A 24997-nucleotide genomic window follows, 5' to 3' on the forward strand; every position below is an offset into this window, starting at 1 on the left:
CCGTGCCAGATCTTAAAAAACCGACCGCGACCTATGAGCAGGCCACCGCCATAGATAACGCACGTCTTGGTAAATCATTTAAAGTGATTGCCTATGCTGGCACAGGTAAAACAACCACACTGCAAATGATCAGTGATGCCATGCCTCAGCGGCGTGGCATGTACTTGGCCTTTAACAAAGCCATTGCCACCGAAGCACAGAATCGTTTTCATCAAAATGTCGACTGTCGAACCTTCCACTCATTGGCTTATCGTAGTGTTCCACGTGGAGTGACTGACAAACTGCGTCTACCACGTTTAAGTCCGAGCTTTATTGCCAAAGAATATCGACTAGAACCGATCACCTTACGTCGTATGATGGGCGGTCGTTATGAAAAATATGTACTCATGCCTTCGCGTTTGGCAAGTCTGGTGGCAAACGCTGTCAGTTATTTCTGTTCGACCAGTTCACAGTACCCTGCCCCACGACATCTACAAGCACCGAGTTGGCTGCATCCGGACGATATCGAAAGCTTACAAAAGCATTTGTATCCTGCCATTGAACGTCGTTGGTTAGAGTCGATTGATCCGAACCATGCAGCAGGGATTGGACACGATATTTATTTAAAACTTTGGGCTTTGTCTGAACCGAATATTCCTGCGGATTATGTGCTGTTCGATGAAGCTCAAGATGCTGACCCACTAATGCTAGGGATTTTACTGAAACAGCGGAATACCCAAGTCATCTATGTTGGCGATGCGCATCAACAAATTTATGCATGGCGTGGCGCAGTCAATGCCATGCAGCAACTCCCTTTACCCGAATCCCGTTTAACCACGTCTTTCCGTTTTGGTGAAGAAATTGCCTTGAATGCCAATGCTCTACTGGGCGCATTGAACGAAACCGTGCCGTTATTGGGTAATCCGCAGCTCAACTCTAAAGTGGTCAATAAGCCACATACCAAGATGCGGGATGCCATTTTATGTCGTACCAATGCACGCGCGATGGAACTGTTATTGGCGGGTTTGGTTAAGGGCGAAAAAGTTAGCCTGCAAGCAGATCATGCGCGACTCAATCGTTTTGTCGATGCTGCAGCCATGCTCAAGCAAGGCAAGCGCGTAGTCGATGTCCCAGAGCTTGCGTGGTTTAACTCATGGCATGATGTGCATGAATATTGTGAAACCAATGACGGCAGCGATATTAAACCGCTGGTGAAGTTGGTCGATGACCACGGTACTGACCCACTGAAAAAGGCGCTGGCGAAAATCACCCCAATTGATCAAGCCGACTACATTATCTCGACCGCCCATAAAGCCAAAGGTTTAGAATGGGATCGGGTACATATTGAAGATGACTACCAATTTAAGCTCAACGATAAAGATTATAAAATTAGTGACGAAGAGTTACGGTTACTTTACGTGGCTTGCACACGTGCTAAAGTAAGTTTAAATATCCATCATATTTATGACTTGATGCAGCACTTAAAACGTCAAATGCCCAAATCTTTGGCACAAGCGGTCAGCTAGTATGATGAAAAAGGTGAATAAACAATAAATCAGTAAAAGGTGCACCATGAAATTACAATCGATCCAACTCAAGCACACCCTTCATTTTACTGATATCACCCTCAATTTTAATTACCACGATCTGCCGATCACCTTAATTTTGGGTGATCAAAGTTCTGGAAAAACCTCCCTACTACGCTTTAGTTATCAGGCCCTCACTTGGTTCGCTGCACGTTATAAAGATTTACGCACCGCAGGCGTGGTAATGCTCGATCAAGACATCATGTTAAATCGCTTGCAATCGAAACTTGATATTCAAGTCAGTTTTCCCGAAGACATAGGCTCATTTCAGCTTTCAAGTGATCAACAAGACCAAGACCCACAATGTTGTTCATGGCAATTGTACAAAACCTTAAACAGTCAAGGCGTCGGCCTCAGTAAGGCCGAAACACAGCAATTAGAATCGATGGTTGCGCTGTATCAAAAAGCCCTCAAAGCCGATCCGTTACAAGGGTTGCCACTCATTGCCTATTACCCTGCTGAACGTTTCGTCAACGATGTGAATATTCTCAATAAAAATAATCCTGCTATTTTTCAGCCTTCGCATGCTTATGAAATATCGGCCATTCCCTTTACCACGTTTATTCGTTTTTTTGAGTGGTTTCGAGAAATATCCGACATTGAAAATGCGCAAAGTGCCGAATTAATTCAAAATTTATTACATCCTAAAACCCAAGCCGATATACCCAATGCATCAGACACGCCTCTTTTTGGGCATAAACTAGCACAAGCTCAGGCCGATCTACACGCGCCGTCACTCAGATCATTAAAACAAGCCTTAGAGACCGTGTTGCCCGATGTAACCAATATTTATCTGCAATATCATCCCAAATTACAGTTAATGGTCTGCTATCAAGGCAAAGACATGTTATTTCAACAGCTGTCGAATAGTGTGCGCAACCTTGTGGCCTTAATTGGTGATATTGTACGTCGCCTGTGTCTACTCAATCCTCATAGCTTATATCCATGCCAAGAAGGTGACGGCATTTTATTGATCGACGCCATAGACCACCAACTCGATCAAAACATGACTCAAGTGATTTTGACCCGTTTAAATCAAGCGTTTCCACGACTCCAAATCATTGCCAGCGGCAACCGTCCTGAACTGATGGAACAGGCTTCTCGCTTTCAGTGCTTACAATTACAGAATAAAAAGCTCAGTGAGATTCAGCCTGAAAAACTACAAGAAACCTATGATCAAATTTATCAGCAGTTGCAACTCGGATCTAAACCATCGCTTCCACCTAAAACTGAAGAGACTGAATTAAATGAGCCGTTGAACAGTCCAGATTCTATCCAGCACATGTTGCAATTAATTCAGACACAACTGACCGAGCAACAGCAACAAGAATTGGTTAGGGCTTTATCACAGCGAGGTGATCAGGACATTACGATCCAACCGCTGAGTTAAAAATACTGAGGTTGATTGACTGAGTGTAATCCATAGCCTCGATGTTTAAATATTCAGCAATAAGGCCGCAATAGATGTCTAGACAGTTTCGTCAGGCGTATAATGTGTAAGTGGGTCATAAAAAAGATTGATGTTGTTTTACGCATGTAATATGATCGGTTTTATTTGCAATTTTCATAGTAACATCGGAAATTGCTATCGCTTCACGAGTTGCGCAACACAGCTTGTTTTTAATTTTTTTTGACACACATGGCTTTCAAGATTGAATTTTTGGACTGCTCTTTGCTGTCCTGTAATCCTTGAAAGATGAAATACACCTAGGTTTCACCGCCTAATCATGACAATGGATACGAGTGTGCTACCGATTATTATATTGTTACCGTTAATACTAGGCACAACACTTGTCTCGTGGTTGAAGCAATTCTCTCGCGGGGTAACAGCTTTAGGGGCGATTGGCGTCAGCCTCAGCAGTTTAGTTTTATTATTGAGTCAGGCTCAAAATGTATTTAATGGCAAAACCATCATTCAAACATGGCCATGGCTCACTCAAGTTGGCATTGATTTCAGTTTCCGTCTCGATGCACTGGGCTTATTGTTTTCCCTGCTCATTACCGGGATCGGCACCTTAATTTATATCTATGCCTACTATTATTTAAGTCCAAAGAATTCGCTCAGTAAACTGTATGTTTTATTGATGCTGTTCATGGCTGCCATGCTCGGCATTTCATTGTCTAATAATTTAATTTTATTGCTTATTTTCTGGGAACTTACCAGCATTTCATCTTTCCTTTTGGTTGGTTATTGGAGCAATTACGACGCAGCTCAGCGTGGCTCTCGAATGGCTTTGACCATTACAGGTATGGGTGGTTTATGTATGCTGGGTGGTTTTATTCTGTTGGCGCAAATCACGGGCACCTATCAGATTGATCAAATCCTAACGATGAGTAGCCAAATTCAGCAGCACTCGCTTTTTGTACCCACACTGCTATTAATATTAATGGGAGCATTTACTAAAAGTGCGCAGTTCCCTTTCCATTTTTGGTTGCCAAATGCTATGGCGGCACCGACCCCCGTCTCGGCCTATTTACACTCTGCCACGATGGTGAAAGCCGGAATTTTCCTGCTTGCACGCTTATTACCGATTTTTGCAGGCGCTGCGTTGTATCACAACTTGGTCACCTTTATTGGCTTATTTACCTTATGTATGGCGGCCTTTTTTGCAATTTTCAAAGAAGATTTAAAAGGGCTTTTGGCCTATTCCACCATCAGCCATTTAGGTCTGATTGTTTGCTTACTCGGGATCGGATCTCCCCTCGCAGTTGCGGCTGCCATTTTCCATATCATTAACCATGCAACCTTCAAAGCAGCCTTGTTTATGATCGCAGGGATTATTGACCACGAATCAGGTACACGCGATTTACGAAAAATCTCTGGTTTATGGCAATTACTTCCGTTTACCGCAACGCTAACTATGATCACTGCGGCCTCTATGGCAGGTGTCCCATTAACCAATGGTTTCCTCTCTAAAGAGATGTTCTTTACTGAACTTTTGGCCAACTTGACTGGGCCAGTGATGATCGTGTCGGCTATCATCGCTACTTTTGCCGGTATCTTTGCTGTCGCGTACTCAGTACGTTTGGTTCATGGGGTATTTTTTGATGGTCCACTGGGGAAAGAAGTTCCCAATAAAGAAGCACATGAACCACCTTTTGGTATGCGCGCACCAGCAACCTTACTGGCTGCTTTATGTATTTTAGTTGGATTATTCCCTGCCCTATTGGTTGAGCATATAGTCAACAGCACAGCACGTGCGAGTATTCAAAACCCTGCGTTTGAAGGTACACATTTAGCGATTTGGCATGGTTTAAATGCACCGCTTTTGATGAGTGTAATAGCACTATTGGGTGGTTTAATTTTCTACTTCGCATTGGCAAAGGGCGGCAAATTACGCCGGATCGACTTAGATCCACTTTTGGGTCGATTACAAGGTAAAGTGCTGTTCGACTTATTTTTAAAGCATCTATTACTCAGCTCAAGAAAGTTCCGTCGCTTTACTGAAAATGGCAAATTACAAAGCTATTTATTATGGATTTTGATCTTTAGTGTGGCCATCGTCATCGTTCCATTTTGGCTGCAAGGCATCGGCACAGGCAGCCGTGAACTGGTACATGCACCGGTCATCGCGATCGTTCTATGGCTATTATTATTCTCTGCATGTTGGATGATGCTTTGGTTCCACCATGAACGGATTAAAGCCGTCCTCATCAGTGGTGCAGTCGGTCTGGTTGTGACCATGGTGTTTATCTGTTTCTCCGCTCCCGATTTGGCGTTAACACAGATTACTGTTGACGTGGTGACCACCGTGCTCTTACTCATGAGCCTATCGTTATTACCACAGCTCACCCCTTATGAGTCGAGCGTGTCACGTCGTTGGCGAGATGCATTGATTGCGATTATTGCAGGTCTAGGGATTGCATGGATTTCATGGTTGATCATGACCCGTGATCACAATTCCATTTCATGGTTCTTCATGCAGCAGTCTATCCCACTTGGTGGTGGTACCAATGTGGTCAACGTGATCTTGGTGGACTTCCGTGGTTTCGATACCTTTGGTGAAATTACCGTACTGGGAATTGCTGCAATTGGTACGCTATGCATGATGGATGGTATGCGTGCTCATGGCACCACCATTACGCAAGGTCTGACCTATCGTTTTAATCCGTCGCCACTGATGTTCCGTATTACCTCATCTTGGATTTTGCCTTTGGCCTTGGTGATCAGTCTGTATATTTTCCTACGGGGTCATAACTTACCTGGCGGTGGCTTTATTGCAGGTTTAATTACCTCTTTAGCCTTAGTGATTCAATATATCGCGCTCGGTCAAGACCGTGCTGAACAATTGATTGGTGCAAAATCAGGTCGCTTATATGAAGTGTGGATTGGTATTGGTTTAACCATTGCGGGTTTGACAGGGATCGCTGCTTGGCTATGGGGCCGCCCATTCCTGACCAGTGCTCATATCTATGTCTCACCACCCATTTTAGGTGAAATGCACCTTGCCTCCGCTGCCCTCTTCGACACAGGTGTCTACATCACTGTTGTGGGTGCGACGATGTTAATGATTTCCGTCTTAGGCGACTCGCGTCACTCGAGTATGTCTGGTCCAGTTCCAAGAGGCGAATAAGATGATTAGTTTAGAATTTTTACTCGCTTCAGCCATTGGCTTACTGACCGCAACAGGGGTATACCTGATTTTGCGGGCACGTACCTTTCCTGTCGTGCTGGGTTTAGCCATGATTGGCTATGCTGTGAACTTATTTTTATTTGTCATGGGACGTATTCATGTCAACGCACCGGCTGTGTTAACGGAAACAACCAAAGCGACCGATCCTTTACCACAAGCCTTGGTCCTAACCGCCATTGTGATTGGCTTTGCGACCACTGCCTTTATCGTACAATTGGCTCTGCGTAGCCGCTATGAAACCGGAACAGATCATGTGGACTCCAAAGAAGAAATACCGCAAATTGACCCGCGGGAGGATGAGCCATAATGCATGACTTCATCCAATTTTGGACTACCCACAGCCCGATTTTCAGTATTTTAATTCCTGCAATTACTGCATTTATTTTAGTCCTGTTGGGCAACCCCGGCTCTGGCTCGTTGGCACATGACTGGCGACAACCTTGGCGTCGTGGAATCAGCTATGTTTCTGGCATCCTTGGGCTGATCACATCTATCAGTTATTTGATGATCGCCAGCTCTGGCCAAGTCTTGGTTTATAACCTGAGTGAATGGGCCGCACCGTTTGGTATTGTCTTAGTTCTAGATCGACTCTCAGCATTCATGTTGGTGCTGACTTATGGTCTTGCTGTGCCAGTGATGTGGTTTGCCAGCAAAGAATGGGATGAGCGTGGTCGTTATTTCCATGCCATGTGCCATTTCTTACTGATGGGTTTGTGTGGTGCATTCCTAACAGGCGATTTATTTAACCTATTTGTCTTCTTTGAAATCCTGTTGATGGCATCGTACGTTTTGCTCTTACACGGCCAAGGCAAAGCACGTTTTCAATTGGGTATTCATTACGTCACCATTAACCTATTTGCCTCTGCTCTCTTCCTGATCGGACTCGGGATGATTTATGGCAGTGTAGGTAGCTTAAATATGGCAGATGTTGCACGACTGATGCCTTTGCTTGAAGCGGATCAACATCGTATTGCTGTAGCTGGTGCATTGTTACTGTTTACCGTCTTTGGCATCAAGGCAGCAATGCTGCCTGTAGGGTTCTGGTTACCAAAGACCTATGCTGTGGCAACCACTCCTGTCGCAGCCTTGTTCACCATTATGACCAAGGTCGGCATCTATGCCATTCTCCGTGTTAATGGCACTGTGTTTGACGATGGGATTAGCCGTGAAATCTTACAGCAGTGGCTATTACCGATTGGTTTAGTGACGTCGCTCTATGGTGCTTATGGTGCAATCGGAACGGATCGTTTACGTCGTTTTGTCGGTTTTATGATTTTGTCTTCTATCGGTACAATATTGGTTGCGATTTCACTCTTTAATACGGATGCATGGGCTGCAGGACTTTATTACCTGATTCACAGTACCATTATTGGTGCAGCTTTTTATATTCTATCGGGTTGGATTACCTCACAACGCGGCGAATTTAAAGATCATTTTAAACTTGCGCCCCGCATGAAACAGCATAATACAGTTGCTGTCTGCTATTTCATCATTGCGTTGATGATGGCTGGTCTACCACCATTTAGCGGCTTTTTGGGTAAAGTATTTATCTTACAAGCAACAGCCAATTCACCTTACCAAATCATGATTATTTTAATTGTTTTGTTGGTGAGTTTACTCAGTATCATGGCATTTACCCGCGCTGGTTTTGTACTTTTCTGGCGTTCATCTCGTCCAGAAGATGATATTGATACTGAAGAATATCAACGTTATCAGGCTTTGCCGAATAAGGCTCCGCTACGCAATGACAAGACCATTTATCTACTATTAACAGCGCTTGTGGGATATATGGTCTTTGCTGCACCAATCTATGACTATACCTACAAGACTGCGCAGCAAATTCAAGACAACCCATTATATGAATCGTTGCTATTGAAAAAGGATAAAGAAGGTCAAATTATCAGTGTTCAACCTTATGATCCTGAAAATTTACCTGAAACCAAATATGGTGGCGAATCAGCGGATCCAAATGCACACCTCATCCCTGCATTGATTGCGCCTGAAACCCTAAATGGCGAACATATTTCTGAATATAAGCGACGCCAAATTCAGGGACAGCAACAAGAAGAAAAATTGCCTGAAGAGACCCAGCTGAAACCAATGGAGGTGCCTTAACATGGCGACACTATCTTTATTTAATCGCTGGTTTCCGCATCCATTGGTATCAGTCATGGTTGGTCTGAGCTGGGTGATGTTAGCGCACAGTTTAGATGCGGCCACACTATGCATGGCCTTGGTTTTAGCAATTGTTATTCCGCGAATGGTTCGCCCTTTTATTGATCGAACACCGAATATCAACTGGCTGGCAGTATGTAAATTATTCTTTGTGGTGTTATGGGATATTATTGTCAGTAACATCCATGTTGCAAAACTCGTCCTTGGTCCGACACATAAATTGCATCCGAAATGGTTTCGTGTTCCTCTCGATACACAGCATGAAGAAGTCAATTCTCTGCTTGCGATGATCATCACCACGACACCCGGTACGGTGTCTGCTGGGATTGACCAAGACCGTGGTGATATTTTGGTCCATGCCCTGAGTACGGATGATCCTGAAGCAGAAATTCAAACCATTAAAGAGCGCTATGAACGCCCTCTCATCCTCATTTTTGGCGCTGATACAGGAGAGTCTGCATGACAATTTTACCTTATGCGCTTGGCATTTGTTTAGTTGCGGTGACGATCTCGATGTTACTGTGCCTCATCCGCTTGGTGATGGGACCCTCAGTTGTGGACCGACTACTTGCTTTAGATACTTTGTTCTTAAATGCCACCTGCTTAATCGTCATTTTAGGTATTTATTGGGCAAGTACATCAATGTTTGAAGGGGCTTTATTGGTTGCCATGCTTGGGTTTGTATCTACAGCTGCTTTAGCGCGTTATTTCACTACTGGCCACGTCATCGACTAGGAGTCCTTTAATATGCAATTAGTCATGGAAATTTTGGTCTCGATTTTTTTGGTTATTGGCGCTTTTTTCATGTTGGTCGGCGGTATTGGCATGGTTCGCCTACCTGACTTATTTATGCGACTGCACGCACCGACCAAATCGAGCACTTTAGGCTTAGGAAGTTTTCTAATTGCTGCAATTATTTATGCGGCATTTCAAGGCCGTTTTGGTTTTGCAGAGGTCCTGATCACGCTCTTTGCCTTTATCACCGCGCCCGTTTCTGCAAACCTCATGGCACAAGCGGCATTACATTTACGATTACGCTCGATGAGTGGTGATGCGCCAGAAGCGCTTAATCGCCCTCTTCCTTGGCAAAGAACTCGCCGCCGTGCTTTTCACTCTAAACTCCATTCAAAACCGGAGGATCTGGATTAAATCTAGATCCAGTTTGATTATCCCTTATAGCCCAAAAGTCTTTAATTTTCATCCATAATTTCTCAATTACATTCCCTTGAGCCATATATTGCAAACGTTTTTGGTTATAAGATGTTTTTTTAAACCATACTGCCTAGCTAAATCAATCAGTAAGTTAGTCTCAAAACTACTTTGAAAATTGTTATACCAGCCAGGCTGATTCTGGCTCATCTCAAGATTCGCCAATTCATAAAACAGCTGTGCCATCACGGCATCCTGTCTTGAAACAAAATTTTTCTGCTCATTAATCTGTAAACTAGCCTGCTCTCGTATAGCATCATATTCTGCTGTTGTGAGTTTTCGCTGATTCTTCCAGTGTGCATCGGGTACATAACCTGTTCCATAATATACATTCAACAATAGATATTCATGAAAATTTTTTGGTGTCACACTTTTTCTTTGGCTGTTAAAATATTCAGATGAATCCATTCACTGCTAAGATGTATCGATGGATCACGCTTCATACCTTCTGCAATCCAATTTTTGGCCAGTTTAATATTGCCGATCAACTCATATGCAGTACCTAAATTCACTGCCGTCTTCGGTAAACCTGGATGCTCTTTTTCAATTTCACTTAAAACCATAATGGCTAAATCGTATTTACCTGCATAAATCTGATGTACGGCATAATCATTTTCTGCCTGATAGTCTATTGGGCTAGGATGCCTTGATACAAAGTTATTCAATTTCTCGTCATGATGTTCTTCGCGTTGATTTTCTTTTTGTGAATCAGATGTATAAAAATCTTCTACATAGGTATTTAAACATGCCCAACTTGGCATAGTAATAAATAATGCGCTACTCAAAAGGATTATTTTTTTCAATTCATTATTTTTACAGATTGGCGGATTAAATATCATGTTCGACCTGTCTTTCATTGGCATATTATAATTTTAAAGTGATTGAGTTTTTAAATTACCGTTATTCAAACATAAAAAAGCCACCCAAAGGTGGCTTTTTTCATTCAGCGAACTGAATTATTCATCATCTTTTTTTGCTTCGTCAGTAGGAGGTAAGTCCTTGACCGCTTCCGCAATTAGACCAAACATATAGTTGCCATAAGCATTTGTTTTGTCGTAATGGAAACGCAAACGTGGCGTAATACGTGTTTTGATACGACGGCTTAGTTCATGACGCAAGAAACCAGATGCTTTATTCAAGACATCTAAAGTCTCTTTATTTGCGGCTTCACTTTGCTCATCGCCTAGCTCACGACCCATTACAGTCACATAAACTTCGGCATATCCTAAGTCTGGGCTCACCTTCACGGCAGAGATGGTCACGAGACCACCTAAGCGTGGATCTTTCAGCTCCTGACGGATCAGTTCTGACAACTCACGTTGTACTGTATCCGCCATACGCTTCAGACGTTGACTACCCGCCATTAAAGACTCCGTTTAATTAATTGAACATCGTACACTTCAATCTTATCTTGTGCTTTGATGTCTTTATAGCCTTTCACCGCAAGACCACATTCCATACCGGCACGAACTTCTTCAACCACATCTTTGTAGCGACGAAGAGATTCAAGCTCGCCTTGGAATACCACCACGTCATCACGTAATACGCGAATCGGTTTATTACGGTGTAATGTACCTTCAAGTACCATACAACCTGCAGCAGCACCGAATTTACTTGAGTGGAACACTTCACGTACTTCAGCAACACCCAGAATTGTTTCACGGTGTTCAGGCGCCAATTTACCGCTCATCGCATCTTTCACATCATCAATTAATTGATAGATGATCGAGTAGTAACGAATGTCGATACCATCAGCATCAGCTTTTTGACGTGCAGTATTATCAGCACGTACGTTAAAGCCGAGAAGAACCGCTTCTGAAGATTCAGCAAGTGTTACGTCAGACTCAGTGATCGCACCAACACCTGAACCAATAATACGTACTTTTACTTCATCAGTTGCAAGTTCAGCAAGTGCAACGTGTAATGCTTCCAAAGTACCACGTACGTCTGTTTTCAATACTACGTTGACAATAGGCACATCTTTCTTGCCCATAGACGCCATGATATTTTCAAGACGCATCGCAGATTGACGTTCAAGACGTTTTTGACGTTCACGATCCATACGCGCATCAGCAACTTCACGTGCTTTTTTCTCGTCATTTACAACAAGAACTTCATCACCTGCCATTGGCGCTTCTGGTAGACCCAAGATTTCCACAGGAATCGAAGGACCAGCAGATTTAATACGTTGACCATTTTCATCTGTCATCGCACGTACACGACCATATGATGAACCTGCAAGAACAAGGTCACCCACTTTCAATGTACCGTTTTGAACAAGAATCGACGTTACCGCACCACGACCTTTGTCTACACGTGCTTCAATTACAACACCTTGTGCTGCACCCTCTTCAGATGCTTTAAGCTCAAGAAGTTCGGCTTGAATTGAGATCAAGTCAAGAAGTTCGTCGATACCTGCACCGGTGTGCGCAGAAACCATTGCCACTGGAACGTCACCGCCCCATTGCTCAGGTACAATTTCTTTCGTCGTCAACTCATTCAATACGCGATCTGGATCAGCAGACTCTTTATCCATTTTGTTGATAGCAACAATAATTGGCGTACCTGCTGCACGTGCATGGTCAATCGCTTCCGCAGTTTGTGGCATAACACCATCATCTGCTGCAACAACCAAAACTACGATATCTGTAGATTTCGCACCACGTGAACGCATTGCAGTAAATGCTGCGTGTCCCGGTGTATCTAAGAAAGTAATAATACCTTTTTCAGTTTTCACATGGTAAGCACCAATATGCTGTGTGATACCACCTGCTTCACCTGCAGCCACTTTAGAGCGACGAATACGGTCAAGAAGTGATGTTTTACCATGGTCAACGTGACCCATAATTGTCACAACTGGCGGACGAGTGGTTTGGACACCACGCGCTTCTTCAGCTGCTTCAAGTAAGTTGTCTTCTGCTTGTGTATCCGAAACAAGTACTGGATTGTGACCCATTTCTTCAACAACAAGTGCTGCAATTTCTTGATCAATCGCTTGGTTTTGAGTAACCAATTCCCCCATTTTCATGAGTGATTTGATAACTTCGCGAACTTTAACCGCCATTTTCGCAGCCAAGTCAGCAACAACAATCGTTTCACCAATTTCAACATCATAAACTTGTTTTTTAACTGGTTTTTCAAAGCCATGCTTGTTCGCTTGACTTGTTTTTAAACCACGTTTATGTGAGTTATCACGGAAAGATTGCTCTTCGCCACGACGACCACCTTTTTTAGGTGAACGTGAATTGTTGGTATTGGTACCACGTTTAATTTCACGGTCTTCTTTCGCAAATGAATCTTCATATGCCTGACCTACAAGGCCGGCAGCAAGCGGAGAATCATCTACAACACGAATGGTCGCAGTAGTGTCTTCGTTAGAATACTTAGACGCCATTTGACGCATTTGCTCAAGCGTACGTTGTTGCGCTTCTTCAGCGGCTTTACGACGCGCCGCTTCTTCTACAGCTTTCAATTGTGCTGCTTGAGCTTCACGTGCTTTTTTCTGTTCTAGAGTTTCAACAGGTTTTGTAATTGGCTTGTTGTTTGACTTACGTTTTACAACAACCGCAGCTTTCGGTGTTTCTTGCTTCGCATGTTCTTGCTTCGCAGCAGCGCGCATTGCTTCTAAAGCTTGTTTCGCTTTAGATACTGGTTGTTGCTTCGGTTCTTCAGCTTTCGCTTCAACCTTAGGTTCCTGTTTACGTGCTTGTTGGTCAGCTTGTGCTTTCGCTAATGCTTCAGCTTTAATTTGCTCAGGATCCGGTTTAACAAATGTATGTTTCTTACGAACTTCTACATTAATCGTTTTTGCCTTACCCGATGTACTCGCCACTTTAGCAGTACTGGTAGTTTTACGTTTCAACGTGATTTGTCCTGCATTGCCCGCATCCTGACCATGAACTTTTTTCAAATGGTTAACGAGGGCATTTTGTTGTTCAGTGGAGATAATATCGTCAGGTTTAGTTTGTGGTAAACCCGCATCACGAACCTGTTCCAGTAGCTTCTCAACTGGACGACCCACGCTGAGAGCTAACTCCTTAATCGACTTGTCCGTCATATATTACCTCCTAGTTAAACCATGATTCGCGCGCTTTCATAATAAGTTGACCTGCTTTTTCAGCACCTAAACCTTCGATATCAGAGATATCGTCAGTGGCTTGATCTGCAAGATCATCTACAGTTACCACACCGCGAGCGGCAAGCGCATATGCGATTTCTTTAGTCACGCCTTCCATTGCAGCAAGCTCTTCGCTTGGCTCTTGGATGTTTTCTTGTTGCTTCAATGCATCAGCCAATGCAATTTCTTTTGCACGACCTTGTAGCATTTCAACAGTTTCAGCATCAAGTTCGATCTCATCGAATGTTTCCGCAGGAACATACGCAATTTCTTCTAATGATGTGAAACCCATTTCAACCAACGCCATCGCTAAGTCTTCATCAATATCTAGACGTGTAACAAACATATCTAAATATTGTTGCGCTTCGTTTTGTTGGCGTGCGTGATATTCTTCTTCAAGCATCATATTGAGCTTGTAACCAGTCAATTCAGATGCTAAGCGTACGTTTTGACCTTGAGACCCAATTGCACGTGCTAACTGATCACTCGTTGCAAAAATAATATCTGCAGTACGTTCTTCTTCATCAATCACGATACCTGATACATCAGCAGGCTCTAGAGCACTTGCAATGTACTGTGCCGCGTCATCAGACCAAACGACTACATCAATACGCTCACCATTTAACTCTGATTGAACTGCTTGGATACGTGTACCACGCATACCAATACATGCACCTACAGGATCAATACGGTGATCGTTTGTTTTCACAGCGATTTTAGCACGAACGCCAGGTTGGCGTGCAGCAGCCTTAATCTCAATGATTTCTTCAGCAATTTCAGGAATTTCTTTCTTCATCAATGCAATGAGCATTTCTGGTTTAGAACGAGAAAGTAATAACTGAGCACCACGGCCTTCACGGTTTACGTTAAACAAAATCGCGTTTACACGTTGTTTAGGACGTAGAATTTCTTTAGCGATCATTTCTTCACGCGCAAGATATGCTTCTGCATTGTCACCTAAATCAATGATAAAGCCATCTTTGGTTTGTTTTTTCACTTCACCGTAGATGAGTTCACCAACTTTAGATTCGTAAGCATCTGCAATTAGCGCACGCTCTGCTTCACGAATTTTTTGAACAATTACTTGTTTCGCAATTTGTGCCGCAATACGACCGAAATCAATCGATTCAACTTCAAGTTCACGGATATCCCCAATTGCCCATTTTGCAGGATCTACATCAGAGATCGCATCTTGGCATGCTGGCATTTCGTGATCTTCGTCGGCAACCACTTCCCATTGACGGAAAGTACGGTAATCACCAGTACGACGGTCGATTTCTACACGTAGACGAGCTTCTTCCGAGTGAGTTCCCTCGTAGAATTTCTTCTTAGTCGCTGCAACTAAAGCTTGTTCAAGCGCTTCAAAAATTGCATCACGACTTACACCTTTTTCGTTACTAACCGTTTCTACTACGGTAAGAATTTCACGAGCCATAAGTCACCTATTCGTTCAGATTCTTATTTATTAAATTAATCTTGGAAAACCAGATTTGCTTTATCAATATTGTGGCTGTCAATATCCAACACTTGTTGCTTTTCAACTTCAACCTGAATCATTTCGTTCTCAAGGTCTACGTTAACAAGTTTGGCTTGGAATTTACGACGATTATCTACAGCACTGATCAAACGCAAAGCGACTTGCTGACCAATATATGCCGTCATTTGTTCCAATTTAAAGAACTGACGATCCCAACCTGGAGATGACACTTCTAATGCATATTCGCCTGAAATTGGATCATGTACATCCAACATCGCACCCACTTGCTGAGTGACACGAACACAGTCCTGCACGCCGATACCACGGCCTTGCTCAACTTCACCATCTTCATTGATGACAGGTTCTGCATTTTCATCAACTTCACGGTCGATATAAATACGTAACAGTGAACGTTTTCCTTGAGGTTGGAAATCAATCCCCCAAAGTTCTACATCACATGCTTGCACCGCTGGGGCAATTAAGTCCTGAAGTGCTTGAGTTTTATTTGATAGCTTCATTTACTCTCGTCAAATTTGTGCGATTCGATGGTCGAAATGACCACTACAGACCAATGCGAAACTATAGTAGTAGTGAAACATGACGGTTTGACCAAAATACTGTCGACACTACACGATAGCCAATAAAAAAGGGCGTAAATCGCCCCATTATTACACAGAAAACCATAGTCCACTGTGCAAAAAGGCCCACCTAGTTGTGAGCCTCTTTTAGAAACTTGGTAGCGGGAGCTGGATTTGAACCAACGACCTTCGGGTTATGAGCCCGACGAGCTACCAGACTGCTCCATCCCGCATCAACATGCAAAAATTATATACAATTTCTTGGTCATTTTCAATCTAAAACAACCTGAAGAATTGCCCTACTGAGTTGCATCTCAGAGGATTGGTAGCGGGAGCTGGATTTGAACCAACGACCTTCGGGTTATGAGCCCGACGAGCTACCAGACTGCTCCATCCCGCATCAACATCACAATGACTTTCAGATAAACTGCTTATATAGATTGTGTGCTATATAAGATTGGTAGCGGGGGCTGGATTTGAACCAACGACCTTCGGGTTATGAGCCCGACGAGCTACCAGACTGCTCCACCCCGCATCAATATGCAAATAGTTTTCTCAGCTTTAAAAGCTGTCCATTTAAAAGTTTGCATCTTAAAAATAGAATTGATTGGTAGCGGGAGCTGGATTTGAACCAACGACCTTCGGGTTATGAGCCCGACGAGCTACCAGACTGCTCCATCCCGCATCAACAGAGTTTTGCTGCATACACCAACTTATATTCTGGATTATAAGTTGGTGCGGAAGGGGGGACTTGAACCCCCACGCCCGAAAGCACTACCACCTCAAGGTAGCGTGTCTACCAATTCCACCACCACCGCAGCTGTGACGCATTCTAGTCGCAACACGTCAAAAAAGAAAGCTCTAAATAAATTATTCAGCGCTTTTTGGTGCAGTTGGCGAAGTTTCAGCCGATTTTGCAGGCGCAGTCGGTACTGAAGAAATCGCATTCAGACTATAAGCATCTGTCGTTTGTTTCTTTGCAAACACAGCAAGTGTCAAGCTCGTAACGAAGAACAAAGCCGTTAAAATCGCAGTCAAACGGGTCATAAAGTTACCCGAACCCGATGCACCAAATACAGTTGCAGCACCGCCGCCACCAAAAGATGCACCCGCATCTGCGCCTTTACCATGCTGAACTAAAATCAGCACGATCATTAAAATCGCTAAGATAATATGTACCACCAGCACAAACGTATGCATGCTGAACTCCTAATTATTTTGTATTTGCAAATGCTTGAGCAATTTTATAAAACGACTCTGCATTTAATGATGCACCACCGACCAGCGCACCATTGATATCCGGACAGGCTGCCAACTCTACTGCATTTTCAGGTTTTACACTACCACCATAAAGAATCGCAGTATGAAGTCCCATTGGGGTGATTTGGCTTAAACCTTCACGAATTTTAGCGTGCATCGCTTGCGCATCTTCAGGTGACGCTGTTTTACCTGTGCCAATGGCCCAAATTGGCTCATAAGCTACCACAATTTGTTTCCACTGCTCTGCTTGCACAACAGCAGCAATATCACATATTTGTTGTAACACAATCTGTTCTGCTTGGCCGCTTTCACGTTGTTCTAAGCTTTCACCCACACAATAAATCACAGTCAAACCTGCGTTTAATGCATTTTTTACTTTTTCATTAATGATATGCGGTTGATCAGCGAATATTTCACGGCGTTCCGAATGACCAATCAGTACAAACTCAACACCATAATCTTTTAATAGCTCAGCACTGAGTTCACCCGTATATGCACCTGTACCTGCAACGCGAGAAACGTCTTGTGCAACGGTTATGATGTTACGGCTAGCTTGTGTTAATTCATTTTGCACCGTGGTCAGAGCAATAGCTGTTGGTGCAACCCCAATATGACATGCCGATTCAGCAATATTTTGTTCATCTAATAATTGCTTAAAATTCTTAAGAAGTGCGCCAGCATCGGCTTGCAATGGGTTCATTTTCCAGTTACCCACTACCCAAGGCGTAATCGTCGAACCCGACATATTTATCCCACATGACAAAGATGAAATCGGGCACATTCTACACGTAATTCATAATTTTGAAGATAAATTTCAACACATTTGCATCTTCGAAGCACACCAGTCATTCCAAGATCTTCACTTTTCTGTAAAAAAATTAAGCAGATTTAAGGACTGGTTCATGCTTTTTACCAATTCTTAGCTAGTGACAACACTTTAAGATATGGTATTTTTGTGCAACAAAAGTATAATTTTGCTATACCAATTATAAACAGACTGAAGCATAGGCAAGTAAAAGCATGACAGCAGTTCAAGGTTCTTCAAGATTTACGGGGTTTATTCGTCGCTTAGTTGACGAAGGGCATCTGTCTGCCGAAAAAATGCAAGCAGCGCTGCAAAATTCAAAAAAGGCTCATCAAGATATCGTGCCGCATTTGATTCAGGAATATCGCCTTTCAGCACGCCTGATCGCAGAAACCATTTCGATAGAGTTCGGTGAACCGGTTTTTGATATTTCAACTTATGATACGTCTTTAATTATACGTGATGAATTTGAAGATAAACTCATTACCAAGCATCGTATTTTGCCTATTTTTAAACATGGCAATTTATTATTCGTTGCGATCAGTAACCCCACCAATATTGAAGCAGTGGATGCCATTCGATTTGGTAGTAAGCTGAATACCGAAACAGTTATTGTTGAACATGACAAACTTGAAAAGTTAATTGAACAGAACTTTGCTGAAGAAAGTACTTTTGACTTTGATGATGACTTTGATCTTGATTTAGAACAGGAAACTATTGATCCAACGAAAGAAGATGAAGATGAGGCAACGGGGGATGAAGCTCCAATTGTTAAATACATCAATAAGCTGCTAGTCGACGCAATTCGTATGGGTGCATCTGACTTACATTTTGAACCCTACGAAAAAACCTATCGCGTCCGCTACCGTGTCGATGGCGTGTTAAGAACAATTACAAATCCGCCCTTGCAGCTCGCGACTCGACTTGCTTCGCGTTTAAAAGTCATGTCACAAATGGACATCTCGGAAAAGCGTATACCTCAAGACGGTCGTATCAAGTTAAAGCTGTCAAAGAACAAAGCTATCGACTTCCGTGTGAACTCTTTACCAACATTGTTTGGTGAAAAACTTGTTCTACGTATCCTTGATCCATCTAGTGCGATGCTAGGGATTGATGCGTTGGGTTATGAACCTGATCAAAAAGAACTGTTCATGCAAGCTTTAGAAAAACCACAAGGCATGCTGCTCATTACCGGTCCAACGGGTTCCGGTAAAACCGTATCTCTATATACAGGTTTAAATATTCTCAACCGTGAAGATACCAACATTTCAACGGCCGAAGATCCCGTGGAAATTAACTTAGAAGGGATCAATCAGGTCAACGTAAATAATAAAGTCGGCCTCACCTTCTCTGCAGCCTTAAAATCATTCTTACGTCAAGACCCTGATATTGTGATGGTCGGTGAGATTCGAGATTTAGAAACGGCTGAAATTGCAATTAAAGCGGCTCAAACAGGTCACATGGTGATGTCTACACTGCATACCAATAGTGCACCTGAAACACTGACACGCTTACGCAATATGGGCGTGCCTTCATTTAACATCGCGACATCCGTGAACCTTGTCATTGCGCAGCGACTTGCACGTCGCCTATGTTCACTATGTAAAGAAACAGTAGACGTACCAAAACAAAGTCTATTGGAGCTTGGTTTTACCGAAGATGATTTAAATACACCAGAATTCCAAATATACCAGCCTGTGGGTTGTGCCGAATGCCGTGAAGGCTATAAAGGTCGTGTGGGTATTTACGAAGTCATGAAAGTGACACCTGAAATTTCAAGAATTATTATGGAAGACGGCAATGCCTTACAAATTGCCGAAGCTTCAAATCAAGCAGGTTTCAACAATTTACGCCGTTCAGGCTTAATTAAGGTCATGCAGGGGGTGACTTCACTTCAAGAAGTCAATCGTGTGACCAGTGAGTAAGTGAATTAGTATTTAAAATAAGGATAAATTCATGGCTGTAAAAAAAGCGCAGATGATGCCAACCTTCAGTTATGAAGGCGTGGATCGCAAAGGGGCGAAAATCAAAGGGGAAATGCCTTCGCGTAATATGGCTTTAGCTAAAGTCACTTTACGTAAGCAAGGCATCACCATTAAAACCATTCGAGAAAAACGTAAAAACATTCTCGAAGGCTTGATGAAAAAGAAAGTATCCACTTTGGATATCACGGTATTCACGCGCCAACTTGCAACCATGATGAAAGCCGGTGTACCGCTCGTTCAGGGGTTCGAAATCGTGGCGGAAGGCTTAGAAAACCCAGCCATGCGTGAAGTGGTCTTGGGGATTAAAGGTGAAGTTGAAGGTGGCAATACATTTGCTGGTGCACTCCGTAAATATCCGCAGTATTTCGACAACCTATTTTGCTCATTAGTTGAATCAGGTGAACAATCGGGTGCACTTGAAACCATGTTAGACCGTGTTGCAATTTACAAAGAAAAAAGTGAATTGCTTAAGCAAAAAATTAAAAAAGCCATGAAATACCCAGCAGCGGTAATTGTTGTCGCTGTTATTGTGACAATCATTTTGATGGTAAAAGTAGTTCCCGTATTCCAAGACTTGTTTTCATCATTTGGTGCAGACCTACCTGCCTTTACCAAAATGGTAGTTAACATGTCGGAATGGATGCAAAAATATTGGTTCTTCCTCATCATTGGAATTGGCGCTTTGATTGCTGGTTTCATGGAAGCAAAAAAACGTAGCAAAGCTTTCAGAGACTTCTTAGACAAAGCTGCACTCAAAGCACCAATTTTTGGGGATTTGGTTTATAAAGCAATTATTGCCCGCTATAGCCGTACCTTGGCAACCACATTTGCCGCGGGTGTACCCTTAATCGATGCGCTTGAATCAACCGCAGGTGCAACCAACAACGTGGTCTATGAAACAGCGGTCATGAAAATTCGTGAAGATGTGGCGACTGGTCAACAGCTGCAGTTTGCGATGCGTGTCACCGATAAATTCCCATCTATGGCGATTCAAATGGTGGCTATTGGTGAAGAATCCGGTGCCTTGGATGCTATGCTAGACAAAGTGGCAACGCATTATGAAAATGAAGTGGATAATGCCGTAGATGGCTTAACTTCGATGATGGAACCCTTGATTATGGCGGTACTAGGTGTCCTCGTTGGTGGTCTTGTGATTGCAATGTATCTTCCAATCTTCCAAATGGGTTCTGTGGTTTAATGCAAGAATTAATAACATATTTAATTAATACCCCAATTGCGTTATATATCGCAATTGGGATTTTTAGTCTTTGCATCGGTAGTTTTTTGAATGTGGTAATTTACCGCACACCAAAGATGATGGAACAAGAATGGCGTACGGATTGCCAACTGTTTTTACATCCGGATCAACCGATTATTGACGAAACAAAGATCACACTGAGCACACCTGCTTCAACCTGCCCAAAATGCAAAACGCCCATTCGTTGGTATCAAAACATTCCAGTCATCAGTTGGATCGTGTTACGCGGAAAATGTGGAAGTTGCAAAAACCCGATCAGTAGCCGTTATCCACTGATCGAATTACTCACCATGATCTGTGCGCTGATTGTTGTTGCAGTTTTTGGTCCAACCATCCAGATGCTGTTTGGTTTGGTGCTGACTTATGTATTGATTGCCTTAACATTTATTGACTTTGACACCCAACTTTTACCTGACCGCTATACCCTTCCTTTGGCTGCACTCGGGCTTGGCGTGAATAGCTATGCCATTTATACCTCTGCAACCTCAGCCATTTGGGGGTATATCATCGGGTTCTTATGCCTATGGATTGTTTACTATTTATTTAAAATCATCACTGGCAAAGAAGGTATGGGCTATGGTGACTTTAAGCTATTAGCTGCCTTGGGTGCGTGGATGGGCCCTTTCCTGCTTCCACTGATTGTATTACTCTCTTCACTGGTGGGTGCAATCATTGGCATTATTTTGCTCAAAGTCCGTAAAGAAAACCAACCTTTTGCATTTGGTCCCTATATTGCCATCGCCGGATGGATCGCCTTTTTATGGGGTGATCAAATTATGAAAATTTATTTGGGTCAGTAAGGTCGTTGTATGACATTTGTCTTGGGTTTAACAGGTGGTATTGGTAGCGGTAAATCTGCTGCAAGCAATTGGTTTGAACTCCAAGGCATTCAAGTCGTCGATGCTGATATCGTTGCTCGCGAGGTTGTCGAACCGGGGCAACCCGCACTGATTCAGATTCAACAACAATTTGGTGATTGGGTTTTACTTGCGAATGGTGAGTTAAATCGGCGTGCATTACGTGAGCATATCTTTAAAGATCCTACAGCACGTCAAACACTTGAAGCCATTACCCATCCTGCAATACGCCAGTCCATTATCCAACAATTAAACGAAGCCACTAGCCCCTATGTCATCTTGGTTTCACCACTGTTATTTGAAACCAATCAACATGAATTGACCAATCACACCTTGCTGATTGATGCCACGGAACAATTGCAAATTCAGCGTGCATCACAGCGCGATGGTCAAACTATCGAACAAATCCAAAAAATTATTCAAGTACAAATGCCAAGACAGGAAAAGCAAAAAATTGCAGATGATGTCGTGCTGAATGATGGTCATTTAGATCATCTTTATGCACAGCTTCGGCCGTTGCATCTCAAGTACTTAGCGCACGCTGAAAAAAGCTAAATAAAAAAGCAGTCTTACTCAGACTGCTTTTTTTGTTGTTCGAGTTGCTGCTCTAGACTGTCCTTTCGTCCCAACCATTTCCACGGTTGAATCGCTCCAATCCCCATCCCGACCAATCCACACACAATTGCAAAACTTAAGGGTTCATTCAGCAGCGGTACCGCTAAAATTGCAGCAATAAAAGGTGCCAAAGTTACGATACTTCCGGCTTTAAATGCACCCAGGCGCTTGATCGCCTCTACATACGTTAAAGTCGCAATAATCACCACAAAAATACCGTGAAAGATAACTTGTCCAATGAGTTGCAATGGCTCTGGGTCAGACCAATGTTTAGGGAAAAATAGTAGATAAATAGGCACGAATACCACGGCAGACCAAACCGCAACCCCCGCCATGGCATGCCAAGCAGAGAGCCTCCATTGCTTAAGCAATACCGTAAATATCCCCCACCAAATGGCACTGATAAAAAATAGCAAATCACCTAAACCAAATGCCACACCAGTCTCGACGTACATTAAATAGCTCATTAAGCTAATGGCAGAGACCATAATCACCACACTGATCCACGTATGCTTATCGATCGGCTGTTTGAAGATCAGAAACGCGGCTATGGCTGTACATAAGGGAATACAACCATTGAGAAAAATTGCAGCATGGGCCGCAGGAGCATAATGAAATGCGCTATAGGCTGTTAAACAATAGGTCACCCCGCCGAGCATGGCGAGGATAAAAGGCTCTTTCTTCCATAAAAAAGCCGTATCTTTTTTATAAATCAAAATTGGCATTAAGATGCAAAATGCCAAAGCAAACCGAAGTGCAGTAATGTCCCAAGCACTGATTCCCCAATTGGCGCTTAAACGCGCCGTTAAGGTGAATCCACCCCAAATACACATGGTAATGAAAACATATAAATAACCTTGCTTTTGGGGAGACATCATCACTTCTATTTCAATTCATTGTTACGTTGACGACATGCTTCATACAATGCCATACCGGTTGCGACACTGACATTTAAGCTTTGCAAGTTACCAGCCATTGGAATGTAAACAGTTTGATCACATTGCGCCTGCGTAATAGGACGCAAACCTGTATCTTCAGCGCCCATCACCACACATACACCCGTACCAGTGAAGTCAAATTTTTGAATCGGCAACGCTTTTTCATCTAGCATGGTGCCGACCACGCGTACATTAAAGTCGTCTTTGATTTGAGCCAATGTACGCGCCAAGTTGGTCACCTGAATAAACTTCACTTTTTCAGCACCACCAGCAGCAACTTTGCGGGCTGTTGGGGTAAGCGTCGCTGAACGATCACGCGGTGCAATCACGGCTTCAACGCCCATAGCTGCCGCTGTACGGATACATGCACCAAGGTTATGTGGGTCTGTAATATGATCTAAAGCCAATAGCAACGCATTGGGATTGGCTTGTAATAAAGCCTCTAAATCTTTTTCGTTTAAGACTGGATGGGGGCGTACAGCCGCGACCACACCTTGATGGAACGGTTGTCCCGCAAGTTTTTCCAAACTATCACGGCTAGCTTTTTGAATGCTAACACCAAACGGTTCTGCCAACTCAAAAATACGTTTTAAACGCTGATCATCACGTCCTTTTAACGCAAATAAAGTTAATACGCGTTCTGGCTCAAGTTCCAGTAATGACTCCACTGAATGAACGCCATAATAATATTCCGGTTTCGCCATGAACGACCTCTAATTTGCAAACTTCGATAAACTTTTAAACAGGGTATGATCACCCAGCGCACAGCTTAGGTTATCAAAAAGAAAAATCCTGCAAAGCAAGCTTTACAGGATTTATGCTATGACACATAGTTTAACCGATTTGAGGTTAAAAAACTGTGCCTAAATGGATTGAATTATTAGCCTTCTAAGTGGCACACATAATCCAAGACTTCATCTGTTTCAATTTTAAATCGGCTATTACCTGGCACGTAGAACGATTGACCCGCACGGAATAGTTCGCTTTCTTCGCTATCAGCAATTTGAACACGGCATTCACCTGAAATAATTTCCATACGTTCAGGTACATGGGTTTCAAAAGTCAGCGCTTGTTCAGTTGGAAGCAACACACCCAGTGTTTTCTTGGTTCCATCTTCAAATTGCACAGTGTGGCTGATACATAGACCGCCAAAATAAACATTTGATTTTTTGATGACTGATACATGATCAAACTGTGCTGACATGCGTTTTCTCCAGATAAAGCATATTTATAATATTTTGATTGAAGTAGTTTAATTGTGCTGCAAAAACTAATCAATCAGTGTTGAAAACTTTGAGATAGATAATTACAAAAATCTGAGAAGTGGATATGTCCCAATACCATCTCACTACCTTGACATTGAGAATCTAAAACATACTGTACTTTTGTACAAAATACTTTTTTTATTTCATCCACTAAAGTCCTAGTTAGGGTCTATTGAAACGCTGCAAAATCATTTCACAGATATATACATGGATAATGAATTATATGGACGGATTTAAGAGACCAAATCATGACGTTTTA

The 24997-nt window shown here is 42.9% G+C and carries 23 protein-coding genes and 5 tRNA genes; 12 read left to right on the forward strand and 16 right to left on the reverse strand.

Annotated elements, in window-relative coordinates:
• Window positions 1–2 precede the first annotated feature (2 nt).
• The 8 genes from M5F03_RS16100 (at window position 3) to M5F03_RS16135 (ending at window position 9523) form a co-directional block, all read left to right on the forward strand.
• On the forward strand, window positions 3–1505 hold the full coding sequence (locus tag M5F03_RS16100) for a UvrD-helicase domain-containing protein (protein WP_111884125.1): 1503 nt from the start codon (window positions 3–5) through the stop codon (window positions 1503–1505).
• 46 nt (window positions 1506–1551) lie between these two features.
• The gene (locus M5F03_RS16105) at window positions 1552–2955 is read left to right on the forward strand and encodes an ATP-binding protein (protein ID WP_249708886.1); all 1404 of its coding nucleotides are present in this window, start codon (window positions 1552–1554) and stop codon (window positions 2953–2955) included.
• A gap of 343 nt (window positions 2956–3298) precedes the next feature.
• Entirely contained in the window at window positions 3299–6139 is a 2841-nt protein-coding gene (locus tag M5F03_RS16110; RefSeq protein ID WP_249708925.1) for a monovalent cation/H+ antiporter subunit A, read from the forward strand.
• Between the two features lies 1 nt (window position 6140).
• On the forward strand, window positions 6141–6506 hold the full coding sequence (locus tag M5F03_RS16115; RefSeq protein WP_078189407.1) for a Na+/H+ antiporter subunit C: 366 nt from the start codon (window positions 6141–6143) through the stop codon (window positions 6504–6506).
• Window positions 6506–8314, forward strand: a complete 1809-nt coding sequence (locus M5F03_RS16120; RefSeq protein ID WP_180133243.1) for a monovalent cation/H+ antiporter subunit D — start codon at window positions 6506–6508, stop codon at window positions 8312–8314. The genes M5F03_RS16115 and M5F03_RS16120 overlap by 1 nt, the downstream gene beginning before the upstream one ends.
• Before the next feature lies 1 nt (window position 8315).
• Complete coding sequence (locus M5F03_RS16125) at window positions 8316–8837, forward strand: Na+/H+ antiporter subunit E (protein ID WP_249708887.1); 522 nt, start codon at window positions 8316–8318, stop codon at window positions 8835–8837.
• A complete protein-coding gene (locus M5F03_RS16130) occupies window positions 8834–9109 on the forward strand; it encodes a monovalent cation/H+ antiporter subunit F (protein ID WP_078192553.1) in 276 nt (91 codons plus the stop codon). The genes M5F03_RS16125 and M5F03_RS16130 overlap by 4 nt, the downstream gene beginning before the upstream one ends.
• A 12-nt stretch (window positions 9110–9121) precedes the next feature.
• Window positions 9122–9523, forward strand: a complete 402-nt coding sequence (locus M5F03_RS16135) for a Na+/H+ antiporter subunit G (RefSeq protein WP_249708888.1) — start codon at window positions 9122–9124, stop codon at window positions 9521–9523.
• Between the two features lie 66 nt (window positions 9524–9589).
• On the opposite strand, the gene M5F03_RS16140 is transcribed toward M5F03_RS16135, so the two are convergent.
• From M5F03_RS16140 to tpiA, 13 genes are all read right to left on the reverse strand, one after another.
• Window positions 9590–9991: a hypothetical protein gene (locus tag M5F03_RS16140; protein WP_249708889.1), complete on the reverse strand. Its 402-nt coding sequence runs from the start codon at window positions 9989–9991 to the stop codon at window positions 9590–9592.
• Window positions 9949–10344 (reverse strand): tetratricopeptide repeat protein, encoded by a 396-nt coding sequence (locus tag M5F03_RS16145; RefSeq protein WP_249708890.1) that lies wholly within the window; start codon window positions 10342–10344, stop codon window positions 9949–9951. The genes M5F03_RS16140 and M5F03_RS16145 overlap by 43 nt, the downstream gene beginning before the upstream one ends.
• Before the next feature lie 195 nt (window positions 10345–10539).
• Window positions 10540–10947: a ribosome-binding factor A gene (locus M5F03_RS16150; protein ID WP_078189413.1), complete on the reverse strand. Its 408-nt coding sequence runs from the start codon at window positions 10945–10947 to the stop codon at window positions 10540–10542.
• Window positions 10947–13640: a translation initiation factor IF-2 gene (gene infB / locus M5F03_RS16155; RefSeq protein WP_078192557.1), complete on the reverse strand. Its 2694-nt coding sequence runs from the start codon at window positions 13638–13640 to the stop codon at window positions 10947–10949. Before infB ends, M5F03_RS16150 begins: the two co-directional genes overlap by 1 nt.
• A gap of 10 nt (window positions 13641–13650) precedes the next feature.
• On the reverse strand, window positions 13651–15135 hold the full coding sequence (gene nusA, locus M5F03_RS16160) for a transcription termination factor NusA (protein WP_078192558.1): 1485 nt from the start codon (window positions 15133–15135) through the stop codon (window positions 13651–13653).
• 35 nt (window positions 15136–15170) lie between these two features.
• Window positions 15171–15695, reverse strand: coding sequence for a ribosome maturation factor RimP (gene rimP / locus M5F03_RS16165; protein ID WP_078192559.1), 525 nt, complete (start codon window positions 15693–15695; stop codon window positions 15171–15173).
• A 216-nt stretch (window positions 15696–15911) separates the two neighbouring features.
• Window positions 15912–15988, reverse strand: a tRNA-Met gene (locus M5F03_RS16170).
• A 90-nt stretch (window positions 15989–16078) separates the two neighbouring features.
• Window positions 16079–16155, reverse strand: a tRNA-Met gene (locus M5F03_RS16175).
• 58 nt (window positions 16156–16213) lie between these two features.
• A tRNA-Met gene (locus M5F03_RS16180) sits at window positions 16214–16290 on the reverse strand.
• Between the two features lie 73 nt (window positions 16291–16363).
• Window positions 16364–16440, reverse strand: a tRNA-Met gene (locus M5F03_RS16185).
• A 48-nt stretch (window positions 16441–16488) separates the two neighbouring features.
• Window positions 16489–16573: transfer RNA gene (locus tag M5F03_RS16190), tRNA-Leu, on the reverse strand.
• A 52-nt stretch (window positions 16574–16625) separates the two neighbouring features.
• A complete protein-coding gene (gene secG / locus M5F03_RS16195) occupies window positions 16626–16955 on the reverse strand; it encodes a preprotein translocase subunit SecG (protein WP_078192560.1) in 330 nt (109 codons plus the stop codon).
• A gap of 13 nt (window positions 16956–16968) precedes the next feature.
• Window positions 16969–17760 (reverse strand): triose-phosphate isomerase, encoded by a 792-nt coding sequence (tpiA, locus tag M5F03_RS16200; RefSeq protein ID WP_249708891.1) that lies wholly within the window; start codon window positions 17758–17760, stop codon window positions 16969–16971.
• Window positions 17761–18035: 275 nt separating this feature from the next.
• Here tpiA and pilB point away from each other — a divergent pair, with 275 nt between their 5' ends.
• The 4 genes from pilB to coaE are packed head-to-tail and all read left to right on the forward strand — an operon-like array spanning window position 18036 to window position 22475.
• Window positions 18036–19745, forward strand: coding sequence for a type IV-A pilus assembly ATPase PilB (gene pilB / locus M5F03_RS16205; protein WP_249708893.1), 1710 nt, complete (start codon window positions 18036–18038; stop codon window positions 19743–19745).
• A 31-nt stretch (window positions 19746–19776) separates the two neighbouring features.
• Window positions 19777–21003 (forward strand): type II secretion system F family protein, encoded by a 1227-nt coding sequence (locus M5F03_RS16210; RefSeq protein WP_180077152.1) that lies wholly within the window; start codon window positions 19777–19779, stop codon window positions 21001–21003.
• Window positions 21003–21863: a prepilin peptidase gene (locus M5F03_RS16215; protein ID WP_249708894.1), complete on the forward strand. Its 861-nt coding sequence runs from the start codon at window positions 21003–21005 to the stop codon at window positions 21861–21863. The genes M5F03_RS16210 and M5F03_RS16215 overlap by 1 nt, the downstream gene beginning before the upstream one ends.
• A 9-nt stretch (window positions 21864–21872) precedes the next feature.
• The gene (gene coaE, locus M5F03_RS16220; protein WP_249708896.1) at window positions 21873–22475 is read left to right on the forward strand and encodes a dephospho-CoA kinase; all 603 of its coding nucleotides are present in this window, start codon (window positions 21873–21875) and stop codon (window positions 22473–22475) included.
• Window positions 22476–22489: 14 nt separating this feature from the next.
• Here the strand turns inward: coaE and M5F03_RS16225 are convergent, their stop codons facing one another.
• The 3 genes from M5F03_RS16225 to ppnP form a co-directional block, all read right to left on the reverse strand.
• Entirely contained in the window at window positions 22490–23410 is a 921-nt protein-coding gene (locus M5F03_RS16225; protein WP_372491165.1) for a DMT family transporter, read from the reverse strand.
• Window positions 23411–23418: 8 nt separating this feature from the next.
• Window positions 23419–24177, reverse strand: coding sequence for a 23S rRNA (guanosine(2251)-2'-O)-methyltransferase RlmB (gene rlmB / locus M5F03_RS16230; protein WP_180106790.1), 759 nt, complete (start codon window positions 24175–24177; stop codon window positions 23419–23421).
• 176 nt (window positions 24178–24353) lie between these two features.
• Window positions 24354–24677 (reverse strand): pyrimidine/purine nucleoside phosphorylase, encoded by a 324-nt coding sequence (gene ppnP, locus M5F03_RS16235; protein ID WP_067763086.1) that lies wholly within the window; start codon window positions 24675–24677, stop codon window positions 24354–24356.
• Window positions 24678–24997: the final 320 nt, after the last annotated feature.

Source organism: Acinetobacter amyesii (assembly GCF_023499985.1).
GTDB classification, from domain to species: domain Bacteria; phylum Pseudomonadota; class Gammaproteobacteria; order Pseudomonadales; family Moraxellaceae; genus Acinetobacter; species Acinetobacter amyesii.